15 protein-coding genes and 1 riboswitch are annotated in these 20,897 nt (G+C 65.2%); of the genes, 5 read left to right on the top strand and 10 right to left on the bottom strand.

Annotated features, from left to right (window positions below; all coding sequences use genetic code 11):
• Positions 1-524: 524 nt before the first annotated feature.
• A complete protein-coding gene (locus tag NLM25_RS29540; RefSeq protein WP_254139331.1) occupies positions 525-773 on the bottom strand; it encodes a hypothetical protein in 249 nt (82 codons plus the stop codon).
• 220 nt (positions 774-993) lie between these two features.
• Here NLM25_RS29540 and recA point away from each other — a divergent pair, with 220 nt between their 5' ends.
• The gene (recA, locus tag NLM25_RS29535; protein WP_254121158.1) at positions 994-2,082 is read left to right on the top strand and encodes a recombinase RecA; all 1,089 of its coding nucleotides are present in this window, start codon (positions 994-996) and stop codon (positions 2,080-2,082) included.
• Between the two features lie 596 nt (positions 2,083-2,678).
• On the opposite strand, the gene gcvP is transcribed toward recA, so the two are convergent.
• The 3 genes from gcvP to gcvT form a co-directional block, all read right to left on the bottom strand.
• Entirely contained in the window at positions 2,679-5,546 is a 2,868-nt protein-coding gene (gene gcvP / locus NLM25_RS29530; protein WP_254141287.1) for an aminomethyl-transferring glycine dehydrogenase, read from the bottom strand.
• Positions 5,547-5,706: 160 nt separating this feature from the next.
• Positions 5,707-6,075 carry a glycine cleavage system protein GcvH gene (gene gcvH, locus NLM25_RS29525; RefSeq protein WP_254121153.1) on the bottom strand — a complete coding sequence of 123 codons (369 nt, stop codon included), beginning with the start codon at positions 6,073-6,075 and terminating at the stop codon, positions 5,707-5,709.
• Between the two features lie 10 nt (positions 6,076-6,085).
• Positions 6,086-7,234 (bottom strand): glycine cleavage system aminomethyltransferase GcvT, encoded by a 1,149-nt coding sequence (gene gcvT, locus NLM25_RS29520; RefSeq protein WP_254139330.1) that lies wholly within the window; start codon positions 7,232-7,234, stop codon positions 6,086-6,088.
• 144 nt (positions 7,235-7,378) lie between these two features.
• Positions 7,379-7,469: riboswitch (glycine riboswitch) on the bottom strand.
• 223 nt (positions 7,470-7,692) lie between these two features.
• Here gcvT and alaS point away from each other — a divergent pair.
• The gene (gene alaS, locus NLM25_RS29515; protein WP_254139329.1) at positions 7,693-10,374 is read left to right on the top strand and encodes an alanine--tRNA ligase; all 2,682 of its coding nucleotides are present in this window, start codon (positions 7,693-7,695) and stop codon (positions 10,372-10,374) included.
• A 6-nt stretch (positions 10,375-10,380) separates the two neighbouring features.
• On the top strand, positions 10,381-11,607 hold the full coding sequence (locus NLM25_RS29510) for a cyclic nucleotide-gated ion channel (RefSeq protein WP_254139328.1): 1,227 nt from the start codon (positions 10,381-10,383) through the stop codon (positions 11,605-11,607).
• Positions 11,608-11,611: 4 nt separating this feature from the next.
• On the opposite strand, the gene NLM25_RS29505 is transcribed toward NLM25_RS29510, so the two are convergent.
• Both NLM25_RS29505 and NLM25_RS29500 read right to left on the bottom strand, forming a co-directional pair.
• Positions 11,612-12,112: a DUF3455 domain-containing protein gene (locus NLM25_RS29505; RefSeq protein ID WP_254139327.1), complete on the bottom strand. Its 501-nt coding sequence runs from the start codon at positions 12,110-12,112 to the stop codon at positions 11,612-11,614.
• Between the two features lie 99 nt (positions 12,113-12,211).
• A complete protein-coding gene (locus NLM25_RS29500; protein WP_254121139.1) occupies positions 12,212-13,426 on the bottom strand; it encodes an NADP-dependent isocitrate dehydrogenase in 1,215 nt (404 codons plus the stop codon).
• 339 nt (positions 13,427-13,765) lie between these two features.
• Between NLM25_RS29500 and NLM25_RS29495 the strand changes: the two genes are divergently transcribed.
• Positions 13,766-14,962, top strand: coding sequence for a TrmJ/YjtD family RNA methyltransferase (locus tag NLM25_RS29495; RefSeq protein ID WP_254139326.1), 1,197 nt, complete (start codon positions 13,766-13,768; stop codon positions 14,960-14,962).
• 131 nt (positions 14,963-15,093) lie between these two features.
• On the opposite strand, the gene NLM25_RS29490 is transcribed toward NLM25_RS29495, so the two are convergent.
• The 4 genes from NLM25_RS29490 to mddA all read right to left on the bottom strand — a co-directional run bounded on the left by NLM25_RS29490 (position 15,094) and on the right by mddA (position 19,125).
• Positions 15,094-16,302, bottom strand: a complete 1,209-nt coding sequence (locus NLM25_RS29490) for a GGDEF domain-containing protein (RefSeq protein ID WP_254139325.1) — start codon at positions 16,300-16,302, stop codon at positions 15,094-15,096.
• Between the two features lie 295 nt (positions 16,303-16,597).
• Positions 16,598-17,347 (bottom strand): PaaI family thioesterase, encoded by a 750-nt coding sequence (locus NLM25_RS29485; protein WP_254139324.1) that lies wholly within the window; start codon positions 17,345-17,347, stop codon positions 16,598-16,600.
• A gap of 33 nt (positions 17,348-17,380) precedes the next feature.
• The gene (locus NLM25_RS29480) at positions 17,381-18,358 is read right to left on the bottom strand and encodes an NADPH:quinone oxidoreductase family protein (protein WP_254139323.1); all 978 of its coding nucleotides are present in this window, start codon (positions 18,356-18,358) and stop codon (positions 17,381-17,383) included.
• Complete coding sequence (gene mddA, locus NLM25_RS29475) at positions 18,355-19,125, bottom strand: methanethiol S-methyltransferase (protein ID WP_254139322.1); 771 nt, start codon at positions 19,123-19,125, stop codon at positions 18,355-18,357. Before mddA ends, NLM25_RS29480 begins: the two co-directional genes overlap by 4 nt.
• A gap of 148 nt (positions 19,126-19,273) precedes the next feature.
• Here mddA and NLM25_RS29470 point away from each other — a divergent pair, with 148 nt between their 5' ends.
• The gene (locus NLM25_RS29470) at positions 19,274-20,842 is read left to right on the top strand and encodes an alpha/beta fold hydrolase (protein WP_254139321.1); all 1,569 of its coding nucleotides are present in this window, start codon (positions 19,274-19,276) and stop codon (positions 20,840-20,842) included.
• The last annotated feature ends 55 nt before the right edge of the window (positions 20,843-20,897 follow it).

Below are 20,897 nucleotides of genomic sequence, written 5' to 3'. Positions count from 1 at the left end.
TCATTTCGAAGATTTTGAAACCTGGGAGGCGCCGCTGTCGCAAAGCAGCGGCCCTTTGCTTGGGACCCGCAGAGGGGAAAGAGGGCGCTCAGGGCTGGCCGTCGCCAGGGCGGCCATTCCCGCCGGGGATAGAGGCCGCCGACTGAGGCTGGTGGTCGTCCAAATCCAAATTCGGACAACCCGGGGCCGGTGGTGTCCTGATTGGGGCGCCCCGACAATCGATTTAGGACACTGCGTTTTCACATAGGATAACGCGCAGGGCCTCAATCTATGCTTGCATGGGATTTCTTGGCACTCTTGCCAGCCCCGGAGTGCCGGGCAGAAAGCAAAAACGCCGCCCGCTTAAATAATCGCGGCTTTCCAGCCCCGGGTGGGTTAGCAAAACCCGGTACTGATTAGTCTGCACAAGTTGTGCCAAGGTTTTATGTCGCGTTAAGGGACACCCGCGGACGGGAACTGGGCACCCAAATACCGACAGCCTGTGGTTTCAAATCGTTTTGCCGAGGCAGCCAACTGGGGCGGCCTTACTCCTGTCCTTCTTTGGGAAAGGGCTCTTGTTTGGGAAAGGGCTCTCGGGTTTTGCGGCCCAGGAAGGTGCTGGGCGGTGGCAGTTTTGCAATCGCCCGCTCCAGCTCGGTCGCGATGGCCCGGTAGCGCGCGAGCAGCCTCGCGAACAGATCGCGCCTGATTTCACTTGTCGCGGAATCATGAAGCCGCTCGCATTCGGCGATCTGCTCGCGAAGCATCGCCAGATGCGCAAGCATTTCTTTCATGAGGCGGGTGCTCCCCTTTGGGAACCATCTTAGCGCTAAAGCAAATCAGGGCAGCTTGAAACTGAACTTAGGGCACTGGGGTCGCATACGGACAGCACCAAAATCCGCAAAAGAACACATTGCGAACAGAGAACAGATGGGGTACATTGCTTTTATCGACGAGCCGCCTCGCCAATCGTTTGTCCCTCACGCGAATCCTCGCCATAAGGAGCACGACCCAATGTCCGCCACTGCCCTGCGTATCGTCGAAGGATCTTCCATGGACAAGAGTAAAGCCCTGGCCGCCGCGCTCTCCCAGATCGAGCGCCAATTCGGCAAGGGATCGGTGATGAAGCTCGGCAAGAGCGACCGCTCCATGGACATCGAGGCGGTCTCCTCCGGCTCGCTCGGGCTCGATATCGCGCTCGGCATCGGTGGCCTGCCCAAGGGGCGTATCGTCGAGATCTACGGGCCGGAATCTTCGGGCAAGACCACCCTGGCGCTGCATACGGTGGCGGAAGCTCAGAAGAAGGGCGGCATCTGCGCGTTCATCGACGCCGAGCACGCGCTCGACCCGGTCTATGCCCGCAAGCTCGGCGTCAACATCGACGAGCTCCTGATCTCGCAGCCGGACACCGGCGAGCAGGCGCTGGAGATCTGCGACACGCTGGTTCGCTCGGGCGCGGTCGACGTGATGGTGATCGACTCGGTCGCGGCGCTGGTGCCGAAGGCCGAGCTCGAAGGCGAGATGGGCGATGCGCTGCCGGGTCTTCAGGCCCGTCTGATGAGCCAGGCGCTGCGCAAGCTGACGGCCTCCATCAACAAGTCCAACACCATGGTGATCTTCATCAACCAGATCCGCATGAAGATCGGTGTGATGTACGGCTCGCCGGAAACCACGACCGGCGGCAACGCGCTGAAGTTCTACGCCTCCGTCCGCCTCGACATCCGCCGCATCGGCGCGATCAAGGAGCGTGACGAAGTGGTCGGCAACACCACGCGCGTCAAGGTGGTGAAGAACAAGCTGGCGCCGCCCTTCAAGCAGGTCGAGTTCGACATCATGTACGGCGAGGGCGTTTCCAAGATGGGCGAGATCCTCGATCTCGGCGTCAAGGCCGGCATCGTCGAAAAATCCGGCGCCTGGTTCTCCTATGACAGCCAGCGCCTCGGCCAGGGCCGCGAGAACTCGAAAGCATTCTTGAAGGCCAACCCCGACATCACCGCCAAGATCGAGACCTCGATCCGCCAGAACTCCGGCTTGATCGCGGAGCAGATTCTCGCAGGCACGCCCGAGCGCGACGCCGACGGCGAGGAGCCGGCGGAGGAGTAAGCCGTAACGCGAAAAATTTTCGCGAGAAGCGGGCGTTGAGGACGTTGAGTTGCCGACGTCGTCAGTGCCCGCTTCGTTTTGTGATATAGGAGATACCGGATCAGTTGATGAGACCGGGATCGCCGTGAGTTAGAATCAATCCGAGGTCATAGCTGCTCGCCAGATCATTATTGAGACGGCGAAGGGCATACTTTCCGGAAGCGTGTCCCCGGTGGAAGGTGCCAGGACAATTGCAAGGCACAGCTTTAGGGCACGCCTCGAAGAAGATCCCGATCTCCTGCCCTTTGTCGGAATTGCTTCGGAGACCGAATCCTTGCCACTTGGACGCGATAGGGCGCACTGGCAGGCGCAAGCGCTCGCTGATCTCCAGGGCAAGATCAATGAATCCCAAGCCTGGGCGCTCACAGTTGCGAGCACTCATTGCCAGAGCCTTGTGGCGCGATCGCAAAGTCTGATGTGTTGGCCCGGCGGCGAGGGTCGTAGGGTGGATTAGCCGAAGGCGTAATCCACCACTATTCGTCTCTGCGGCAGCAGAAGCGGTGGGTTACGCCGGCGACTGCGCTTTGCGCAGCCGCCAGCTAACCCACCCTACGAAGTTACTCCGCGGCTTCCGCGTAATCGCTGACCGGCGGGCAGGAGCACACGAGGTTGCGGTCGCCATAGACGTTGTCGACGCGGCCCACGGGGCACCAGTATTTGTCGGTGCGCGAGGTGCCGGCAGGGAAGCAGCCTTCGCTGCGGGTGTAGGCGCGATTCCATGCATCATCCGCGATGTCGTGCACGGTGTGCGGGGCGTTCCGCAGCGGCGACGCCTCGATCTTGAAGCGGCCGGCCTCGACCTCGGCGATCTCCTTGCGGATCGCGATCATGGCGTCGCAGAAGCGATCCAGCTCCGCCTTGGATTCCGATTCGGTCGGCTCGATCATCAGCGTGCCCGGCACCGGGAAGCTCATGGTGGGCGCGTGGAAGCCGTAGTCGATCAGGCGCTTGGCGATGTCGTCGACGGTGACGCCGGACGTCGTCTTCAGCGGCCTGGGATCGACGATGCACTCATGCGCGACGCGGCCCCGGGCGTTCTTGTAGAGCACCGGGAAGTGCGGCTCTAACCTTGCCGCGATGTAGTTGGCATTGAGGATCGCGATCTCGGTGGCGCGCTTCAGGCCGTCGCCGCCCATCATCAGGATGTAGATGTAGGAGATGGTCAGGATCGACGCCGAGCCGAACGGCGCGGCCGAGACCGGGCCGACCGGAGCTTCACCGTTCGTCACGGGGTGGCCGGGGAGGAATGGCGCAAGATGCGCCTTGACGCCGATCGGGCCCATGCCGGGGCCGCCGCCGCCATGCGGGATGCAGAAGGTCTTGTGCAGATTGAGATGGCTGACGTCGGCGCCGTAATCGCCGGGCCGGCTAAGGCCGACCTGCGCGTTGAGATTGGCGCCGTCCAGATAGACCTGGCCGCCATGGCCATGGACGATGTCGCAGATCTCGCGGATATGCTCCTCGAACACGCCATGCGTCGAGGGATAGGTGATCATCACCGCGGCGAGATCGTTCGAGTGCTTCTCGGCCTTGGCGCGGAGATCATTGACGTCGACGTCGCCGTTCTTCTCGCAGGCGACCACCACCACGTCCATGCCGACCATCGCGGCCGAGGCCGGGTTGGTACCGTGGGCGGAGGAGGGGATCAGGCAGATTTTTCGGTGTGTCTCTCCGCGCGCGGCGTGATAGCCGCGGATCGCCAAAAGCCCGGCATATTCGCCCTGCGCGCCCGAGTTCGGCTGCAGCGAGATCGCGTCATAGCCGGTGATGTCGCACAGCCATTTTTCCAGCCGCGCGAATAGCGCGTGATAGCCCTTGGCCTGTTCGCGCGGGACGAACGGGTGCAAGGAGCCAAACTCCGGCCGGGTCAGCGGCATCATCTCGGTGGTCGCGTTCAGCTTCATCGTGCAGGAGCCGAGCGGGATCATCGCGCGGTCGAGCGCGAGGTCGCGGTCGCTGAGCTTGCGCATGTAGCGCAGCATCTCGGTCTCCGAGCGATGTGCGTGGAAGACCGGATGCGTCAGGAAGGCGGTCCCGCGCTTCAGCGCCTCCGGCAGCGCCTCGCGCGTGGTCGCGTCGATTTCGGCGTAAGCGAGCGTGCCGCCAAACGCGCGCCAGACCGCTTCCACCGTTGCCGGCGTGGTGGTCTCGTCGAGCGCGATGCGCAGTGCGGTGTCACCGACACCCAGATTGATCTTCTCGGCGGCCGCGCGCGCGACGATCTCGGCGCGCTTGGCCCCGGCATCCACGCTCAGCGTGTCGAAGAAGGCCTCCGACTGCGGCGCAAAGCCGAGCTTGCGCAGGCCGGCGGCCAGCACGGCGGCGCGGCGGTGCACATTGCGCGCGATCTGCGTCAGGCCCTCGGGGCCGTGATAGACGGCGTACATCGAGGCGATCACGGCGAGCAGCACCTGCGCGGTGCAGATGTTGGAGGTCGCCTTCTCGCGGCGGATGTGCTGCTCGCGGGTCTGCAGCGCGAGGCGATAGGCAGGCTGCCCACGCGAGTCCACGGAGAGGCCGACGAGACGGCCGGGCAGCGAGCGCTTCAGCGCATCGCGCACCGCCATATAGGCCGCGTGCGGTCCGCCATAGCCCATCGGCACGCCAAAGCGCTGCGCCGAGCCGACAGCGATATCGGCGCCGAGCTCGCCGGGCGAGGCGAGCAAAGTGAGCGCCAGCAGATCGGCGGCAACGATCGCGAGTGCGCCCTTGGCCTTCAGAGTAGCGATCGCGGGCCTGAGGTCGCGTACCGCGCCCGAAGAGCCCGGATATTGCAGCAGCGCGCCGAGCACGTCGGTCTTGTCGAGATCGGTGAGGGGATCGCCGACGACCAAGGTCCAGCCCAGCGGCTCGGCGCGGGTGCGCATCACCGCCAGCGTCTGCGGATGCACGTCCTTGTCGACGAAGAAGGCTTTCGCTTCGACCCGTGAGTGCCGCTCCGCGAGCGCCATCGCTTCGGCCGCCGCGGTCGCCTCGTCGAGCAGCGAGGCGTTGGCGACGTCGAGCCCGGTGAGGTCGCAGATCATGGTCTGGAAGTTGAGCAGCGCCTCCAGCCGGCCCTGGCTGATCTCGGGCTGATAGGGCGTATACGCCGTGTACCAGGCCGGATTCTCAAGGATGTTGCGCTGGATCACCGCGGGCAAAATCGTGCCGGAATAGCCTTGGCCGATCAGCGAGGTGAAGACCTGGTTCTGCGCGGCGAGTTCGCCCATATGCGCGATCGCCTCGGTCTCGCTCAAGGGCTTGCCGAGATCGAGCGGGGAGGTCTGCCGGATCGAGGCCGGCAGCGTCTCCGCCATCAGTGCGTCGACGCTCTTGGCGTTGACGGTCTCGAGCATGGCGGTGACATCGTGCGCCGAGGGGCCGATGTGGCGGCGAACGAAGGAGGTGGCGGTGTCGCCGTTCGATTTGCGGTGCGCGGTCATCATGGGTCCTCGCTAAATTTCGCTGTCGCTGTCATGCCCCGCGAAGGCGGGGCATCCAGTACACGCAGGCGTCACGGCTTGAGCCGAGAAGCTGCGGCGTACTGGATCGCCCGCCTGCGCGGGCGATGACACCGAATATGAGGTCACAGTTCGCTTCATCTCACGCCGTATGTGCCTTGTAGGCGGCTTCATCCATGAGGCCGCCGAGCTCGCTCTTGTCGGCAATCCTGATCTTGAAGAACCACGCCTTGCCTTGCGCGTCCGAGTTCACCAACGCCGGCTCGGCGGCCAGCGCGTCGTTGGTCTCGAGCACTTCGCCGGAGATTGGCGCGTAGACATCGGAGGCGGCCTTCACCGATTCCACGACGGCTGCGGCTTCCGCCTTCTTCAGCGTGCGGCCGGCCTTGGGCAGCTCGACGAACACGACGTCGCCGAGCTGCGACTGGGCGTAGTCGGTGATGCCGACGGTGGCGACGTCGCCGTCGATGGCCAGCCATTCATGGTCGGAGGTGTACAGCGTCGTGGTCATTTTCTTGTCCTCAGCGTTTGTAGGTGTTTTTCACGAAAGGCATGGCGGCGACCGTGAGCGGCAGCCGCTGGCCGCGCACTTCGGCGAAGACTTGCGTGCCGAGCGCGCTCTGGCTGGTGGGCAGATAGCCCATCGCGACCGGCGCATTCAGGCTCGGGCCGAAGCCGCCCGAGGTGACCGTTCCGATCGGCTCGCCGCCGGCGCTATCAGCAAACAGCAGCGCGCCCTCGCGCACCGGGGCGCGGCCCTGGGCGAGCAGGCCGACGCGGCGGCGGGACGCGCCGTTGTCGAAGTGGGCGAGGATCTTTTCGGCACCGGGAAAGCCGCCGGCGCGGGCGCCGCCGGTGCGGCGGCTTTTCTGCACCGACCATTCCAGTCCGGCCTCGACCGGCGTGGTCCCGGTGTCGATGTCGTGCCCGTAGAGGCAGAGACCAGCCTCCAGCCGCAGGCTGTCGCGGGCCCCCAAGCCGATCGGCATCACATCGGGATTGTCGAGCAGCGTCTTCGCCAGGTGCTCGGCATCGGCAGCGGGGACCGAAATCTCGAAGCCGTCCTCGCCGGTGTAGCCGGAACGCGAGACGAAACAGTCGATCCCGGCAACCCGGTGCGGACCGGCATCCATGAATTTCATGGAGGGCGCCTCTGCACACAATTTCGCCAGCACGGATTCCGCTTTCGGGCCCTGCAAAGCGATCAGGGCGCGGTCGGCAAGCGAATCGATGACGCAGTCGCCGGAGAGGTTCGCACGCAGATGCGCCTCGTCCTCGGCCTTGCAGGCGGCATTGACGACCAGGAAGAGGTGATCGCCGAAATTGGCGACCATGAGATCGTCGAGGAGCCCGCCATCGGCATTGGTGAACTGGGCGTAGCGCTGCCGTCCCGGCGCAATCGCCACGATATCCTGCGGTACCAGCCGCTCCAGCGCGCGGGCGGCGTCCTCGACCTTGCCCGACTTCGGCCGGAGCGCGATCTGGCCCATATGGGAGACATCGAACAGGCCGGCGGCGTTGCGGGTCTGGAGGTGCTCCTTCAGGACGCCCGCGGGGTACTGCACGGGCATGTCATAGCCCGCGAACGGCACCATCTTGCCGCCGAGCGACACGTGAAGGTCGTAAAGGGGGGTACGTTTCAGGGAATCTTTGTCGTCACGCACTGACATCACAGGGGCCCTCGGCGGTTCCCCGGGAACGATTTCCCGTGGACACCAGTCGAAGCCCCATCTGTCGCTGTGCCTGAGAGTATTATCCCGTCGGCGGACGTCGTCCGGGACTAAGCCCGTCGGCGCCTCTTTCCAGATGTCGTCAAAGCCACGCGGTCCTTTTGCCTGAGAGTTTCCGGGGCGGTTGCTCCTTCGGCGCCGGCTGCCTAAAGCCGGTCTCTCCCGACGTGGCCGTACGATACAGATGGGTACAGACCACAGGGCAGCCAAGCCTGTCAACGCGGCAACGGCGCCTTTCAACGGGATTGAGCGCCTGCGGCAACCCACTGATCCGTCTGCACAGTTTCTGGACAGCGAAGCTGGCCTTGTCTAAAAGCGCTTTGGCCCGCAGATATCAGCCCAAACTCAGCGGTTTGGATGGCTGGGAAGCGGGTCCAAGCACACCCGATTGGATGAACATGAGCGGCGTCAACGAGATCAGGTCGACCTTTCTGAACTTCTTTGCCGAGAACGGCCACGAGATCGTGTCGTCCTCGCCATTGGTGCCGCGCAACGATCCGACGTTGATGTTCACCAATGCCGGCATGGTGCAGTTCAAGAACGTCTTCACCGGCGTCGAGAAGCGCCCCTACCAGCGCGCCACCACGTCGCAGAAATGCGTGCGCGCCGGCGGCAAGCACAACGACCTCGACAATGTCGGCTACACCGCGCGCCATCTCACCTTCTTCGAGATGCTCGGCAATTTCTCGTTCGGCGACTACTTCAAGGAGCGCGCGATCGAGCTTGCCTGGACGCTGATCACCCGCGAGTTCGGGCTCAAGAAGGACAAGCTGCTCGTCACCGTCTACCACACCGACGACGAGGCGGCCGGCCTGTGGAAGAAGATCGCCGGCTTCTCCGACGACCGCATCATCCGCATCCCGACCTCGGACAATTTCTGGGCGATGGGCGACACCGGCCCGTGCGGCCCGTGCTCGGAGATCTTCATCGACCGCGGCGATCACATCTGGGGCGGGCCTCCCGGCTCGCCGGAAGAGGACGGCGACCGCTTCCTCGAATTCTGGAACCTCGTGTTCATGCAATACGAGCAGGTGACGAAGGAGCAGCGCGTTGACCTGCCGCGTCCCTCGATCGACACCGGCATGGGCCTCGAGCGCATGGCCTGCATCATGCAGGGCGTCGAGAGCGTGTTCGAGACCGACCTGTTCCGGCACCTGATCGACGCGACCTCGTCCGCTCTCGGCAGCGGGCCGAACGAGCAGACCGTGGCCTCGTTCCGCGTCATCGCCGACCATCTGCGCTCCTCGGCCTTCCTGGTCACGGACGGCGTGCTGCCCTCGAACGAGGGACGCGGTTATGTGCTGCGCCGGATCATGCGCCGCGCGATGCGCCATGCGCAGCTGCTCGGTGCGAAAGAGCCGCTGATGCATCGCCTGGTCTGGGCGCTGGTGCGCGAGATGGGCCAGGCCTATCCCGACCTGATGCGCGCGGAGAATCTGATCGAGGAAACGCTGCGGCTGGAAGAGACCCGCTTCCGCAAGACCCTGTCGCGCGGCCTCGCCATCCTCGACGAGAAGAGCGCTGGTCTGAAGAAGGGCGACATGTTCGACGGCGACGTCGCCTTCACGCTGTACGACACCTACGGTTTCCCGCTCGACCTCACGCAGGACGCGCTGAAGTCGCGCGGCATCGGCGTCGACCAGGCCTCGTTCACCGACGCGATGGAGCGCCAGAAGGCCAAGGCGCGCGAGTCCTGGAAGGGTTCGGGTGAAGCGGCGTCCGAAGCGATCTGGTTCCCGCTGCGGGAAAAGCTCGGGGCCACCGAATTTTTGGGCTACGAGACCGAGAGCGCTGAAGGCGTTGTCGCGGCGCTGGTGAAGGATGGGCAGGAAGCCACGAGCCTGAAGGCCGGCGAGACCGGCGCGATCGTGCTGAACCAGACGCCGTTCTATGCGGAGTCCGGCGGCCAGGTCGGCGACACCGGCGTGCTGCTCGGGGACGGCGGGATCAAGTTCCGCGTCACCGACACGCAGAAGAAGCTCGGCGATTTCTTCGTTCACGTCGGCACATTGGAGAGCGGCGAGCTGAAGCTCGGCACCGCGCTCCAGCTCGAGGTCGATCATTCGCGGCGATCCTCGATCCGCGCGCACCATTCGGCGACGCATCTGATCCACGAGGCGCTGCGCCAGGTGCTTGGCGATCACATCGCCCAGCGCGGCTCGATGGTCGCGCCCGACCGGCTGCGCTTCGACTTCGTGCATCCGAAGCCTATCACGGCGGAAGAGCTCGCGCGTGTCGAGGACATCGCCAACGACGTGGTGCTGGAGAACGACGAGGTCACGACCCGCGTCATGGGCGTCGATGAAGCACGTGAGGCCGGGGCGCGCGCCCTGTTCGGCGAGAAGTACGGCGACGAGGTCCGCGTGGTCTCGATGGGCAGGACCGCGCGCGAGCGCGGCGCCAATGCGCTCGGCTGGTCGGTCGAGCTCTGCGGCGGCACCCATGTTCGGCGCACCGGCGATATCGGCCTGATCACGCTGACCGGCGAGAGCGCGGTCGCCTCCGGCGTGCGCCGCATCGAGGCGCTGACCGGCAATTACGCGCGCAGGCATGCCAACGAGACCATGGCGCTGGCGAAGACCGCGGCTAGCGAACTGCGCACCTCGATCGACGACGTCCCGGCGCGCATCGCCGCGCTGATGGACGAGCGCAAGAAGCTCGAGCGCGAACTCTCCGACGCCCGCAAGAAGCTCGCGATGGGCGGGGGCGGTTCTTTCACCGGGAACGGCGCAGCCGCGGGCGTGCGCGATGTCGGCGACGTCAAGCTGATGGCGCGCGCGGTCGAGGGCATCGAGATGAAGGATCTCAAGAGCCTTGCGGACGACGGCAAGAAGCAGATCGGCTCTGGCGTGGTCGCCATCGTCGGCGTCACCGAGGACGGCAAGGCCGGTGTCGTGGTCGGCGTCACTGCCGACCTGACCTCGCGCTTCAATGCAGTCAATCTGGTGAAAATCGCTTCCGAGGCGCTCGGCGGCAAGGGCGGCGGCGGCCGGCCCGACATGGCGCAGGCCGGCGGCCCCGACGGGGCCAAGGCGCCCGAGGCGCTCGCGGCGATCGAAAAAGCGATGGCAGGCGCTTAAATTGCGATGCGCCTCGTTCCGCGAGGACATGGGCTTCGCGATCCGAACTTGAGGGATCGCCTCTACGAATTGCTGGAGCACGATCCGCTGGCCTACTCCGCCGGATCGCGCTTCATCCAGCTGATCATCGGCGTCATCGTGCTCAATGTCGCGGCGATGGTTCTCGCCTCGGTGCCGGAGCTCGATGATCGGTTCGGCACGCTGTTTTCGGCGATCACCATCCTGTCCGTGATCGTGTTCGCGCTGGAATATGCCGCGCGAATGTGGACGGTGGCGGGCCATACGCCGCGCACGGGCTCCGCGCTCGCCGACCGGCTCGGCTATGCCTTCTCGGCGCTCGGCATCATCGATCTCATGGCGTTCCTGCCCGCCGCAATCGTGCTGACCACGGGGCGGCACGCGACGCTGGCCGCGCTCGGCGTGCTGCCGTTCTTCAAGCTGATACGTTATTCGCCGGCGATGCGCTCGCTGCTCGCCGCCGTGCATGCCGAGCGGCGCGCGCTGATCGGCTGCATCGTCATCCTGATCGGCGCGGTCCTCACGTTTGCCTCGCTGCTCTACGCCATCGAGCGCGACGTGCAGCCGGACAAGCTCGGCACCATCCCGCAGGCGATGTGGTGGGCGATCGTGACCCTCGGCACCGTCGGCTATGGCGACGTCGTGCCGGTGACGCCGCTCGGAAAATTCATCTCGGTGTTCGCGATCATCTCAGGCTTCGCCATGATCGCGCTGCCGGTCGCGATCATCTCCTCTGCCTTCGCCGAAGAGGTGAGGCGCCGCGACTTCGTCGTGACCTGGGGCATGCTGGCGCGGGTGCCGCTGTTCTCGCATCTGTCGGCAGCTGAAATCGCCGACATCATGCGGCTGTTGCGGGCGCGCACCGTGGAGCAGGGCGAAATTCTGGTGCGGCGAGGTGATGCCGCCTCGTCGATGTATTTCATCACCGCCGGCGAGGTCGAGATCGCGCTGCCGAGCCAGCAGGTGCGGCTCACCGACGGGACCTTCTTCGGCGAGATCGCGCTGCTGCACAAAACCAAACGCAGCGGCACGGTGACGGCGACGCGCAAGACGCGGCTGCTCGTGCTCGACGCCCAGGATTTTCACGCCCTGATCGCGCGCATGCCGACGCTCGCTGACCACGTCCAGATGACCGCGAAAGCGCGGCTGGAGGAGAGCGGCGATCTCGCGGCGGCAGAGCTCGCGCAGGCCGAGCGCGAGGTCACCGACCGCTGAGCGGTCAGCCCTTCTTCAGGAAGACATACTCCGCCGAATACGGCGCGCTTTTGAACTCGCCGGCCTTGTCGCAGGCGCCGTCGAGCTTGCCGCCATGGGTGTTGATGCGCTGGACCGTGGTGACGGGTGTGAGCACGCCGCTGCCGCGGCGGGAAGCGACCTCCAGCTTCAGCCAGGGGATGTCGGCGGGCGTTGCGCCCGGCGCGTTGCCAATGGCCTTGCCGACCACGGCGCTGCCGTCGGCGAGCTCCCAATTCGGGCCGGCATAGTGGCGGCCGATGGTCTTGCCTTCGGCGAGCAGCGTTGCGATCGGCTCGCGAAAAGCCCAGGCGAGCTTGCCGTCGGTGCCGGCCTTGCACTCATAGACCTGCGCGCCCTCGGCGTGGACGCTGAGCACGACGGTTTCGCCGGGCGCGGCGATGGTATCGGGAAGTGGCTCGGCGGCGGCCGGGCCGGCCATCGCGGCAAGCAACATCAGGCAGGGGACGGCTGGCTTGATCGACATGGTCGCATCTCCGCGCGAGGGGTCTCAAAAAAAGGGCCGCGCTTTTGGCGCGGCCCCTGATGATGTCTGGCCCAGTCGGGCGAAATTGCGGATGGCAGCTTAGGCCGCCAGCGCCTTCGTCAGGTTCTCCGAGACCTTGTCGAGGAAGCCGGTGGTCGAGAGCCAGCGCTGGTCGGCGCCGACCAGCAGCGCGAGGTCCTTGGTCATGTAGCCGGCCTCGACGGTGTCGACGCAGACCTTCTCCAGGGTTGCCGCGAACTTGGCGAGCTCGGCATTGTTGTCGAGCTTGGCGCGGTGCGACAGGCCACGGGTCCAGGCGAAGATCGACGCGATCGAGTTGGTCGAGGTCTCCTTGCCCTTCTGGTGCTCGCGGTAGTGGCGGGTCACCGTGCCGTGGGCGGCTTCGGCCTCGACGGTCTTGCCGTCGGGGGTGAGCAGCACCGAGGTCATCAGGCCGAGCGAGCCGTAGCCCTGCGCGACCGTGTCGGACTGCACGTCGCCGTCGTAGTTCTTACAGGCCCAGACATAGCCGCCGGACCATTTCAGGGCGGAGGCCACCATGTCGTCGATCAGGCGGTGCTCGTAGGTCAGGCCCTTGGCGTCGAATTCCTTCTTGAATTCGCGGTCGAAGACGTCCTGGAAGATGTCCTTGAAGCGACCGTCATAGACCTTCATGATCGTATTCTTGGTCGAGAGATAGACCGGGTAGTTGCGCAGCAGGCCATAGTTCAACGAAGCGCGGGCGAAGTCGATGATGGAGTCGTCGAGATTGTACATCTGCATCGCGACGCCGGAGCCCGGGGTCTTGAACACTTCCTTCTCGATGACGGTGCCGTCCTCGCCGACGAACTTCATCGTCAGCGTGCCCTTGCCGGGGAACTTGATGTCGGTGGCGCGGTACTGGTCGCCATAGGCGTGGCGGCCGATGATGATCGGCTTGGTCCAGCCGGGAACCAGGCGCGGCACGTTCTTGCAGATGATCGGCTCGCGGAAGATCACGCCGCCGAGAATGTTGCGGATGGTGCCGTTCGGCGACTTCCACATCTGCTTGAGGTTGAACTCCTTCACCCGGGCCTCGTCCGGGGTGATGGTGGCGCACTTGACGCCGACGCCGACCTTCTTGATGGCTTCGGCGGCGTCGATGGTGACCTGATCGTTGGTGTGGTCGCGGTACTCCATGCCCAGGTCGAAATAGAGCAGCTCGACATCGAGGTACGGGTTGATCAGCTTGTCCTTGATGTACTGCCAGATGATCCGGGTCATCTCGTCGCCATCGAGTTCGACGACGGGTTGGGACACCTTGATTTTTGCCATGATCGGGAAAGCCTTCTTGGGAACGGCGCCGCCGGCGCCAAATTGAATATCCGCCGCCTCTTAGCACCTGATAGCAGCGGGTGAAAGCCAAGTGATTATGCACTTTTAGCTCATCCAGCTTCCACAGATGGGGGGCGGGATGGGGCCCGGCCGGAGGGGCGGACGTCAAGTTTCAGACGAGATTCAAAAACCGAATCTAACCCCGTTATTTTCCTTGAGAATTCTGTCAGGACAGGCAAACGACAGGCGAACCGGCAAAGTCGGCCCCATGGCCACTTTGAATCATTTCCTAAGAAGGCCCTGCCAAGGCCTTGAGAACCAGTGTGAAAGCGAAGCGAGATGTCGGGGACTGACAAGAGCAAGGCGGGCCTTTCCCTCGACGGTCCCATCGTGATCCTGGTCGAGCCGCAGCTTGGCGAGAATATCGGCATGGCCGCGCGCGCCATGGGCAATTTCGCGCTTGGTGCCTTGCGCATCGTCAACCCCCGCGACGGCTGGCCGAATATCGCCGCCCAGCGCGCCGCGGCCGGTGCCGACCATATTCTGGAAAAGGTCGAATTGTTCGACACGGTCGAGCAGGCGGTCGCTGACCTCGACCTGCTGTTCGCCACCACGGCTCGCCCCCACGACCAGGCCAAGCCCGTGGTCGGGCCGGAGGCCGCCGCCGGCGAGATCGCCGGGCACGTCGCGACCGGCGGCAAGGCCGGCATCCTGTTCGGCCGGGAGCGCTGGGGTCTGACCAACGAGGAGGTCGGGCTCTCCAACCGCATCATCACCTTCCCGGTCAATCCGGGCTTTGCCTCGCTGAACCTCGCCCAGGCCGTGCTGCTGGTCGGCTACGAATGGTTCAAGCGCGCGACCTCGGGCGAGCTGCCGCACGCCATGCCGGAGCGCTCCGAGCGCGCCTCGCAGCACCAGATGCAGGCCTTCTTCGACAACCTCATCCGCGAGCTCGACCGGGTCGAATTCCTGCGCCCGGCCGAGAAGCGCGACACCATGCTGGTGAATCTGCGCAACATCTTCAGCCGGATGGAGCCGACCAAGCAGGACATGCACACCCTGCACGGGGTGGTCATGGCGATCGCGGAGGGGCGCAAGGGCCCGGCCAAGGGCGGTGTGCTCGACGGCGAGCAGGCCACGCGCCTTCGCGCGCTCCTGGCCGAGCACGGACAGGGCGGCGTGCCCGACAGCGGCTCCACGGTGCGCGGCCTCGCGCGCCTGCTCCGCCGCAACCCGACCGACGCCGAGCGCCTGCTCTGGCAGGCGCTCACGCGCGACCGCCGCTTTGCCGGCCAGTTCAAGCGCCAGACCCCTGTGGGTCGCCACATCCCGGACTTCGTTTCTTTCCCGCACCGGATCGCGATCGAGCTGGTCAATCCGGGTGAGGGCGAGACCATCGCCGCCGACCGCGCGTCGCGGCGGGCGTGGCTGGAGGCGCGCGACTATCGGGTGATCGACATTCGCGCGTCGGATGTGGAGCGCGATCTCGAGGCGGAGCTGGTGCGGCTTGCCGGGATGGTCGAGCAGGCGACGTAGGTCTCGTAGGGTGGGTTAGTCCTGCGGCTGCGCGAAGCGCAGTCCGCCGGGCGTAACCCACCTCTTTACTATCCGCGTGGACAGAGAAGTGGTGGGTTATGCTGACGCTAACCCACCCTACGAACCTTGCCTCAGGCAGCGCCTGCGACCGGGCCTTTCTGACTGCTCTGCTGGAGGCGACGCAGCGCGGCGAGGTTGGTCTCGACCGAGGCGAGGCAGCAGCGCGACTTGCCGCTCGACTTCGCTTCGTAGAGTGCGGCATCGGCGACTGCGAGCAATTCGTCGACCTCGGCGCCATGATCCGGCGACATCGCAATGCCGACGCTGGCGCCGACACTGGCGCGCACCTCGCCGCGCAGCTCATAGGAGACGGCAACCTCGCGGATGAGGCGGTATCCCATCTCCTGCGCCAGTTCGGCGGTGACGCCATCGACGAGTACGACGAATTCGTCGCCGCCCATCCGGGCGACCACCGCGCCGTCCGGCAGCGCCCGGCGGACGCGCCCGGCCACCGCTTTCAGCACCTCGTCACCTGCCGCATGTCCGAACGTGTCGTTGATCGGCTTGAAATTGTCGAGATCGAAGAACATCACCGCGAACCGCCGTTCGGCATGAACCAGGAGTCGCGCACCGAGCGCCTCGACGAAGCCCGCGCGATTGAGCAGGCCCGTGAGGGCGTCATGATGGGCGCGATGGCTGTTCTCGCGCTCGGCACGCATGGTGGTGACCAGCATCCGGTTGAGGCGGAAGGCAGCGGCCGTCATTGCGGCCAGATACATCGGCACCTGCAGGTAGACGATGTAGAACAGCGGTTCGGCCGAGAGCGCAGCGCCCGGGACGATCGGACCGAGGCTCAGCAGGATCATGGTCCCGGCCAGCCGCGGCGCGCTGAAATTGCGGAAGCAGATGCCGCCGACCATTGCTGCAGCAGACAGGGACGCCAGCATGGCGACGACCCAGTCGCCGCTGGCGAGGCTGACAATGATGCCAAATCCGACGCTGGCGCTCCAGGCGACCGCGAGCAGGAGATGAAGGTCGGTCGGCGTCGGGCGATGGGCGCGTGCCCTGCGCTGCGCGAGAACCAGCACGACCAGGCGGGCCAGGCAGATCACGATCTCCATGACCAGCCAGGCAATGAACGGTGCAGTCTGCTTCCGGCCCGCGATCACGGCGGCGACGGCAATGGTGTTGACGGCGCCCGCGGCAAAAACCGGCAGCGATCCATAGAGCTGGGCAATGAGTGCTGCGCGGATGTCGTCGGGCACGCTGGGCCCCGGCTCGGCCAGCCAGCGCGTCAGGCGCCAGCGCGGCGCACTGTAGAGTCCCTTGTCCGATTGCATGGCAGAGCGTCCCCGTATTCCGGGCGCCAACAACGATGACCGCTCCTAACAGCCTTTTAAGGCGGTTGTCGAATGCTTGCCGTGCTTGACGCAAGGTAAACCGCCGCCAGCGCGGCCGTGCTGGTGCAGGCGAATGCGGATCGATGCAGGCTGGCGAGGATCACTGATCGAACGCTCCGTAAGTTGGGTTGGCCGAAGGCGCAACCCACCAACTTCGTCCTGCGTTTGCTGAAGCATGTAGATTACGCCGGCGGACTACGCTTCGCGCAGCCGCGGGCTAATCAACCCTAAGCACCTATCGCCCGAGCTGCACGTCGCGTTCGACGGCAATCCATGTTGTCCTCGCCACCGCCAGCAACTTCCCGGCTTCATCATGGGCCGCAGCGTCCGCGGTGCGCTTGCGGCCGTCGCGGCCGGTGGGCCAGGCCGTGATGATGCAGCGGTCGCCGGGGCGCGGGCGGGCCTCGATCCGTGCCGACATCCGGCCGAGCAGGAGGGGCGTCTTGTCGTAGGTGCCGGCCTGCGGATTGCAATTGCAGGCAAAGCCGGTGGGACAATCGAGTGCCGACCAGAGGAATTCGGGAGCGACCAGGCCGTCCTCGGCGGCCAGGTTCGCATCCGGTATCCAGCTCGCTGCGAGAACGGGAGTCTGTGCATGACGGCTGAGCGGCCCGGCGAAGATACGCAGGCCGTCGCCTTGTGCCCTTGCGGGGCCACATACGAAACAGTTCGGCAGCGGATGCTCGTCCGGCTCGAACAGCGCCAGCAATTCGGCCGCGCGGGCCTTCTCGAAGCTGGCTGTCTCCACGCGTGCAAGCTCGACGCTCGTCGCACGTCCGGTCGCGACGACTTTTGTGCCGTCGCGAAGCTCCCATGTCGCGTCGTTCGTCGCCACCGCATCGAGCGGCGTGCCCAGGGGAGGCGGTGCGCGCAGCGTCACTTCCGCAGCCCCAGGAATATGCCGGGCCAGCCGGCCGCAGACGTAACCGCCGTTGCCGGAGTTCGGAGGACCGCAAAAGCGCTTGTCGATGATGATCTCTGTCATCGGTCTCTTTTCTCCTGCCGTCGGCAGCTCATCTTACCTGATTTTGAGGACAATTCTTCCCTGAACCGTCCGATTGGCTACCGCGTGCATGGCGTCGCCGGCCTCCTCCAAAGGGAGGACGCGATCGATATGCGGACGGATTTTTCCGTCGGCCAGCCATTGCACCAGCTTGTCATTCATGCGCGCGGCCTCCGCGGAGAATTTCTCCGCCCAGGCGCCGGCGAACACACCCAGAATGGAATAGTTCTTCAGAAGCGGCAGATTCATCGGGATCTGTGGAATTTCGCCGCTGGTGAAGCCGATCGGCATCAGCCGTCCGCCCCATGTCATCAGCCGGGCCATCTGCTCGAAAATCGCGCCGCCAACATTGTCGAAGCCGATATCGACGCCGTCGCCACCGGTGATCGACTTGATCCGGTCGCGCAGATCTTCGCTGCGATAGTTTACGACATCGCCGGCCCCGTAACTCCTCACCAGGGCAGCCTTGTCGTCGGAGCCGACGCCGGCGACGACGCGCAGGCCGAGATGGCGGCCGAGATCGACGGCGGCAAGGCCAACGCCGCCGGCAGCGCCGGTGACGAACAGCGTTTCGCCGCGTTGCGCCCGTGCCCGCTCCACCAGCGCATAACAGGCCGTGCCGTAATTGTGCAGCACCGTCGCCGCGGCTTCGAACGCGACGCCGTCGGGCAGCCGCACGCTCTTCGATTCCTTGGCAATCATCCGTTCGGCGTAGCCGCCGGTCCATGCGCTGCAGGCAACGCGATCGCCGGGTGCGAATGTCGTGACCTTGTCGCCGACTGCGACGACGACACCGGACGCTTCGGTGCCGGGCACGAACGGCGTCGGCGGCCGCATCTGATAGAGGCCGGAGACCAGCAACTGGTCCATGAAGCTGACCGAGGCCGCATGGACGTCGACGAGAATCTCGTCGCCGGCCGGTTTGGGCTCGTCGATCTCGCCGAGGCACAGGTCTTTCGGCCCGGTGAACGCGCTGCAGAGGATCGCTCTCATCGTGGTGCTCCAGCAGGCCGGCGACCTTCCGTCTCGCGACGACCGAAAAGACGCGGCACCAGCATGGGAACGCGCCGGCGATAGTCCTGATAGGTCGCGCCGAACTCGGCGATCAGATCACGCTCCTCGAACTGCAATGCGACCAGGATGTACGCCGTGTTCGCGATCGCGAACAGCAGATGGCCTGATGTCATCTCGGGTGTGGCCCAGAACGCGAGCAGAAAGCCCAGCATGAGCGGGTGCCGCACGATCTTGTAGAGCAGTGGCGTCCTGAAGGACTGGCCTGATATCTCGGCTCCGCGCAGCGCGACAAAAGCCTGGCGCAGGCCGAACAAATCGAAATGATCGATCATGGTGGTCGCGGCAAACGCGATCAGCCAGCCGAGCCAATGCACGCCGGTCAGCAACCAGGCCGCTATTCCACTGGCCTGCCAGATCGGTGTTGGGATCGGACGCCATTGCCAGAACAGCAACAGCAGGATCAGGCTGGAGAGCAGCACATAGGTGCTGCGTTGACAGGCTGCGGGAATAAATCCGGCCGACCATCGCTTGAAGGCCGGGCGGGCCATGACGCTGTGCTGGATGGCGAACAGGCCCAGCAGCAGCAGGTTGACGACGATGGCCTCGCTCAAACCGGTTTGGCTGCCGACGTCGATCGACTTCGGCACGACATAATTGCCGACGAAACCGAGCGCATAGAGAAATGAAACCGTGAATACGGCATAGCTCACGATGGCGTAGAGCAGGATTGCGAGGCGCGCGAACATGGTTTTTCCTATTGTGCCTGATACGGCGGTGCCGCATGCGGGAGCCTGAATCGCTCGATGGCTGTCAGGCTCGATCTCGCCAGACCGTTACCGCCGGACCGTCCCCCGTGCGTCCCCCCGGGGACGCCGGCCGGGGAGGGAGGATCTCATGACGGCTTTCTCGCTCGGCACGTTCGGGTTCCCCGAGGTCCACGCTGACGGCCGCACGATCAAGCTGAACCTGCGCAAGGGCCTTGCGCTGCTGGTCTATCTCGCAGAGGCGAAGGGCGCGGTTGCGCGCGACGTCATCGCCACGCTGCTGTGGCCCGAAACGTCCCGCGAGACCGGTCTCGCTCGATTGCGACGGCTGCTTCACCGTGTCGAGCTCACGCTCGGCCAGCCGGTTTTCGAGACCGACCGCACCAGCGTGCGATGGTCTCCCGAGGTCGCGTTGAAGCTCGACTCGCAACTGTTCGAGAGCGCCTGCAACCGCGGCGCGTTTGAACAGGCCTGCCGGATTTACCGGAGTGACTTCCTCGCAGGCTTCGCTCCGGAGGACTGTCCTGAATTCGACGATTGGGCGTTCTTTCGCCGGGAGGCGCTGCGGGGGCGGCTCATGCATGCCTTGGAGCGTCTCGTGCAGGACAGGAATGCCGCCGGCGATCATTTTGCCGCCATCCTGTATGCGGGACGTCTGGTCGAGCTCGATCCGCTCAGCGAAGTCTATGGCCGGCATCTGATCCGCAGCCTGCTGCTGGCCGGCGATCGAAGCGCGGCGGAGCGGCAACACGCAGCGCTCACACAGCGGCTGCGCGACGAGCTTGGCGTTGCGCCGGAAGCCGAGACGGAAGCGCTCATGGCTCCTGCGGCCGCGCCGCTGCGCGATGCAGTGCCGGCAACACGCTACGTGAAGGGCGCCGGCGTGCATCTGGCGTATCAGACCTATGGAAGCGGCGCGCTCGATATCCTGGTCATGCCCGGCTTCGTCTCGCATGTGGAACGCGCCTGGGAGCATCCGGCGAGCCGGACGTTTCTGGCCTCATTGACGAGGCTTGGACGCCTGATCGTTTTCGATCGCCGCGGCATCGGCCTGTCCGACCGGGTCGGGTCGGCTCCTGATATCGACGTCACCGCGGAGGATATCGGCACCGTGCTGCGCGCGGCGGACTCGCGCCGCGTCGTGTTGTTTGGCGCATCCGAATGCGGGCCGGCCTGCATTAAATTTGCGGTCGATGAATCCAGCCGCGTCGCCGGGCTCATCCTGTTCGGCGCACTGGCAAAAGGCTGCTGGTCAGAGGACTATCCGCACGCGTTGCGCGCCAGCCAGTATGACGCCTGGAGGAAGCATCTCATCGCGCAATGGGGCGGCCCGGTCGGGATCGAGGCCTTCGCGCCGAGCCTTGCCAACGATCCGCAGGCGCGCGCCTGGTGGGCGGGACTATTGCGCGCAGCCTCCAGTCCCGGCGGCATCTCGGCCGTGCTGGAGGCGTTTCGCGACGCCGATGTGCGGCACCTTCTGCCGCGCATTGCCGTGCCGACATTGGTGCTGCACCGGCGGGACGACAAGGCCGTGCGCATTGCCGCGGGCCGCGATGTCGCGAGCCGCATCACCGGTGCAGAATTCGTCGAGCTCGACGGCAATGATCACTGGTTCTTTGCCGGCGATCAGCAGCCGGTGCTCGATGCGATCAAGCGATTTACGGAGGCTTTGCCACGTGGAGCGAGGGCGCGGGCGTGAAACCCCAGCCTCATTTATTGGCACGTTTCGTGCCTCCCAAAGCGGCACGAACGAT

Source organism: Bradyrhizobium sp. CCGB01 (assembly GCF_024199795.1).
GTDB lineage: Bacteria > Pseudomonadota > Alphaproteobacteria > Rhizobiales > Xanthobacteraceae > Bradyrhizobium.
This window is presented reverse-complemented; position numbering and strand designations above follow the sequence as displayed.